The 4,832-nt window shown below is 62.5% G+C and carries 4 protein-coding genes; 1 reads left to right on the forward strand and 3 read right to left on the reverse strand.

Going from position 1 to position 4,832, the window contains the following annotated elements; all coding sequences use genetic code 11:
* Window positions 1-83: 83 nt before the first annotated feature.
* On the reverse strand, window positions 84-1,007 hold the full coding sequence (locus HCZ87_RS19725) for an RICIN domain-containing protein (protein WP_167646669.1): 924 nt from the start codon (window positions 1,005-1,007) through the stop codon (window positions 84-86).
* A 287-nt stretch (window positions 1,008-1,294) separates the two neighbouring features.
* Here HCZ87_RS19725 and HCZ87_RS19730 point away from each other — a divergent pair, with 287 nt between their 5' ends.
* Window positions 1,295-3,178, forward strand: a complete 1,884-nt coding sequence (locus HCZ87_RS19730; RefSeq protein WP_167646671.1) for a PhoX family phosphatase — start codon at window positions 1,295-1,297, stop codon at window positions 3,176-3,178.
* A gap of 192 nt (window positions 3,179-3,370) precedes the next feature.
* On the opposite strand, the gene HCZ87_RS21150 is transcribed toward HCZ87_RS19730, so the two are convergent.
* Window positions 3,371-4,231, reverse strand: a complete 861-nt coding sequence (locus tag HCZ87_RS21150) for a hypothetical protein (RefSeq protein ID WP_254868712.1) — start codon at window positions 4,229-4,231, stop codon at window positions 3,371-3,373.
* Entirely contained in the window at window positions 4,117-4,728 is a 612-nt protein-coding gene (locus tag HCZ87_RS21155; protein WP_254868713.1) for an HD domain-containing protein, read from the reverse strand. Before HCZ87_RS21155 ends, HCZ87_RS21150 begins: the two co-directional genes overlap by 115 nt.
* Window positions 4,729-4,832: the final 104 nt, after the last annotated feature.

Consider the following 4,832-nt stretch of genomic DNA (forward strand, 5'->3'; position numbering starts at 1 on the left):
GCAAAGCTCGCCCCGGCGCTGGGAAACCGCCCGCTGCCAGAGGCGCGCGGGCGGTTTCTGGATGTGCTGGCCCGTCGGGTCGGTTAATCCGTGGTGTTGCGCCAGACCGAGAACAGCACCGTGGTGTCATTGTTGTCCTGATCCGAGCCACCGTCGTTTGACGCCAGCATGGTGGCCAATCCGTTTGCGGCGACCGCCATCTGCTGGGTGGCCACAACCACGGGCGAGCGCGTCCAGGTGCCGTTGATGTCGTACTCCACATTGCCAAAATAGGTCAGTCGCGGCGGCACCCCTTCGGAGGTGTCAATGCTCACGTGGCTCAGCGCGTATTGCGACCCGGCTGCGCCGCCGGCGCTGTCGGTCTGGACATAGTTCAGCGCATCCCCAAAGAGCGACAGCCGCTGGGTAAAGCCAGATGTCTGCGATCCCTGAATAAAGACCGCCAGATGCCCGGTGGAGCTGCCGCTGTCAAACGGGCCAAGGTCAATCGGCACCGGCGCAAACAGGGTGACATCGCTGGTCGCGCCACAGGGGCTGATGCTGGCCTGGGCCCCAAGGGTCAGACCGCTATCCACGCACCATTGGTTTGATGCCAGCTGCAATGCGCCCTGACCGGACCAGGTGAACAGCTGGTTGGTGTCGCTGCTGCCGGCGCAATTCCAGACCTGGACCAGGGTCCCCTTTGACGGATGCGCTGTATCCACGTCCAGGCATTGCTCCTGCTGCCCCGGGGTGCCAAAGACGATCCGCTGCGGGGTGGATGTCTGCTCTGACACATGCCAAAGCGGCGCATCGCCGTCGCAGGCGACCCCGACGACCGCGGTTCCTGGCCCGGGCGGGGAGCTTTGCACGCCGAGACAGACCCGGGTTGAATCATCGCTGGCGTTGATCACCATGACCCCGGTGGGGGAACTGGTATCCGCCTGGGCCAGGGGCGCCTGCGTGGAAAAGGCAAGCGCGCAGATCGCGATTGCGGAGTGTTGGCAAAGCCGGGGGAAAGCAATCATAAAGAAACTCCTGCGTGTTAAGGTTGTGCAATCTGTCATCAAAACAACCTAAGAAATAGTAAACGGTTTGGCGCCAAAGCGTGGCAATAGATCTAAAATTTAATCACCTGTCCGGCGCAGACGGCGGATTTGGCGCCGCGCCGCCGTGAATTCGGTTCCACGTCCCTTCGTCATGTTGCTGATACGTCCGGCAGGGATAGTGCCGACGATTCGACCGGGGGCCCATCGCCTCTGGTTGCCCAGCCAATACCGAATTATCGAAGTATATCAGCGCGGAAGGAAAACTCATGGCTGACAAATCCCTCATTGATCTGTCCTGGGATGATTTTGACGAACATCGGGATCCCCGTCCCGATGCAAACCAGTTCGACGCCGTAGTCGAGCGCGCGATCTCTCGTCGTGGCTTCCTCGGCGGCGCCTTGGCCTTTGGGTCCGGCGCGGCGGTCTTTGGCACCGGGCTGATGTCCTCCACCACCGCGTCGCGCGCGGAAGGGGCCTCCAAATTCGCCTTCGCACCGATCGACACCGCGACCGATTTTGCCGTGCATGTGCCCGAGGGCTACAAATCGCAGGTTCTGGTGCGCTGGGGCGATGCGCTCTGGTCCGAGGCCGATGGCGCCTATTCCGCCGAGAGCGGCGTCCCGGTCGAGATGTCCGACAAGGTCTTTGGTGAAAACACCGACGGGATGGAGCTGTTTGTGATCGACGGCAAGGAAGTCATCACCGTCAATTCCGAATATGTGAACCCCAAGATCAACCTGCCGGAAGCCTCCGAAGGGATGCCGCAAACCGCCGACGAGGTGCGCCTGCTGAAAAACATGCAGGGCGTCACCGTGATGGAGATCGCGCGCGGCGACAATGGCTATCACGTGGTGAAGGACAGCCCGCTGAACCGCCGCATCACCCATGAAACCGAGATGAACATCGCAGGTCCGCTGGCCGGTCACGATCTGGTCAAAACCAGCGCCGACCCCGAGGGTCGCACCGTCAAGGGCACCATGAACAACTGTGGCGCCGGCAAGACGCTCTGGAACACCTATCTGACCTGCGAAGAAAACTTCAACGGCTACTTTGGTGCCACCGGCGAGATGCCCGAGGGCGAAGGCTACAAGCGCTATGGTATCGGCGGCGAGGGGCGCTACGCCTACGAAAAATTCGATCCCCGCTATGATCTCTCGAAAGAGCCGAACGAGCCGCACCGCCACGGCTTCGTGACCGAGATCAACCCCGCCGATCCGACCTCGATGCCGCAGAAACGCAGCGCATTGGGCCGTTTCAAACATGAAAACGCCGAGATGGTCCACGCCGCCGATGGCCGCGTTGTGGTCTATATGGGCGATGACGAGCGCGGCGAATACCTCTATAAATACGTCTCCAACGGCACCTGGGCCGAAGGTCAGGACGGCGGCGATCTGCTGAACGACGGCGCGCTTTTTGTGGCCAAGTTCAACGATGACCAAACCGGCGAATGGCTGCCTCTGACCCCGGAAACCACCGGCATGGACGCGGCAGAGATCCTGGTCTTCACCCGTATGGCGGCCTCCGCCGCCGGCGGCACTACCATGGACCGCCCCGAGTGGGTCGCCTGTAACCCGCTGAAAGCAGAGGGTTATTGCGCGCTCACCAACAACAAGAACCGTGGCGTGAAGCCGAACGCAGGGGGCGATGACACCTCCGTCAACGGGCCCAACCCGCGTGAAGCCAACCGCTACGGTCAGATCGTGCGCTGGGCGCCGGAAGCGGGCAACCACGCCGCCGATGCCTTCACCTGGGATCTCTATGTGATGGCGGGCAACCCGACGGTGCACGACGACGCCTATGCGGGCTCCTCGAATGTGAATGCGGGCAATATGTTCAACTCGCCCGATGGCATGGCGTTCTCCTCCGACGGGATGCTCTGGATCCAGACCGACGGCGATTACAAGAACGAAGGCGACTTTGCCGGCATGGGCAACAACCAGATGCTGATCGGTGACCCGGAAACCGGCGAGATCGCCCGTTTCATGACCGTGCCTTACGGCGCCGAAGTCACCGGCCTGTGCTGGTCCGCCGACAAGAAAGTCGCCTTTGCGGGCGTGCAGCACCCGGGCGGCTCCTGGCCCGATGGCAACGGCAAGCCGCGCTCGTCCGTTGTGGCGATCTGGCGTGAAGACGGTGCCGAGATCGGCTAAACCGGCCCGGTTCTGAATGAAGGAAAGCCCTCTCCGGTCGGAGGGGGCTTTTTTCATGGCGTTAACGTGGCGCGCGCCGTGCTGGCGAAGCGTTCATGTTTGTGAACAAAATCAAAATGATAGGTCGCAATCCCTGACCCAATGTTTCGTGCGCGAAACAATAGGTCAGTGAGGCTGACCTATTCGCCGCCTTTAGCCCGGCACCTGCCCGGTGATCATGTCCCGCACCCGCAGCGCATAGCGGTCCGTCATGCCAGAGACAAAATCCGTCAGCGCATGGGCGGCGGTATAATCATCCTCCACCCCGCGCAGATCCAGATCCACCGCCCGCACCAATTGGGTCCAGTAGCCATGTTGTTGCAACAGTTTTTCGGCGTCCCAGCTGCAGTCCCGCAGGGCCAGGAACAGGGAATGGAACTCGTCAAGGATGGTGAACAGCACCTTGCGCCCCACCACCTCCAGCTCGGTCTTGCGCCGTGCGGTGAAGATGCGCGCGTTGGAGATATCCTTGAGGCGGGCAAAGGCCTCGGCCTTGCTGGAGACCTCCATCAGCCCATCGTCGAAGGTGCCCGCCATGATCGCATCGTAATTGTCGAGAAAGGCCGCAACCGCGCTGTCGATGGCGGCGCCGATGGCCATGGCGCGCAGCATGCCGGTACGGTCGCTCAGCGTCATCAGCGGATCCGGGGCGCGGTTGGGGGTGCCGGTGATCTCTTCCAGGATTTCAGAGACCACAGCGCTGTCGAGATCGCCCACCGTGGCGGCATCCTCCAGGTCCAGAATGCGATAGCAGATGTCGTCGGCGGCCTCGACGAGGAAGGCCAGCGGATGCCGTCGCCACCAGCGCAGCCCCTTGGGGGTGCGTTCCTCGGGCAGCCCCAGGGCGCTGGCGACTTCGGCAAAGAGGGCCTCCTCGCCCGCGAAACTGCCGAATTTCTTCAGCCCGACATAGGCGGTTTGCGCATCCTCCGCGGCGGCCTTGGTGCAGGGGTATTTGGCAAAGGCGCCAAGGGTGGCATAGGACAGCCGCATGCCGCCCTCCCGTCGCCCCATCTCCAGCCGCGAGACGATGCGAAAGCCCTGGGCGTTACCCTCAAAGGCCTCGAACTCGCCCCGGTGCTCCGGCGCGATCCCGGCCGCGATGCCGGTGCCCTTGCCGCGAACTGACGGGCAAACCAGGCACCGATGCTGGCTTCGCCGGAATGGCCAAAGGGCGGGTTGCCGATGTCATGCACCAGACAGGCCGCCTGCACGGTGCCCGCCATCACATGCTGCAACCCGTCCTCAAGGCGCCCGTCCTTGACCAGCGCCTGCCCCACCTGAATGCCAAGCGAGCGCCCCACCGATGAGGTCTCCATCGAGTGGATCATGCGGTGATGCACATGGTCGTGATCATAGAGCGGGTGCACCTGGGTCTTCTGCGCCAGTCGGCGGAAGGGTTCGGAAAACAGGATGCGGTCGTAATCCTGCAAATAGGCGGGCCGGTCGGGTTTGCTTTCATACTCCGGGCGGCACAGGCGGCTTGGGTTGAGTAGCTGGGTCCAGTCCATTGATCATATCTCCTGCGCCGATGGCTTTGCCTGCGGCATAAAAAGCCGGTTTGCACGGGAATTGCAAACGCTTGACGGAAAAGGGGGGAGGGGGGTGCTCCCGC

Origin of the sequence: Phaeobacter sp. HF9A (genome assembly GCF_011806385.1) — a bacterium.
Taxonomy (GTDB): domain Bacteria; phylum Pseudomonadota; class Alphaproteobacteria; order Rhodobacterales; family Rhodobacteraceae; genus Epibacterium.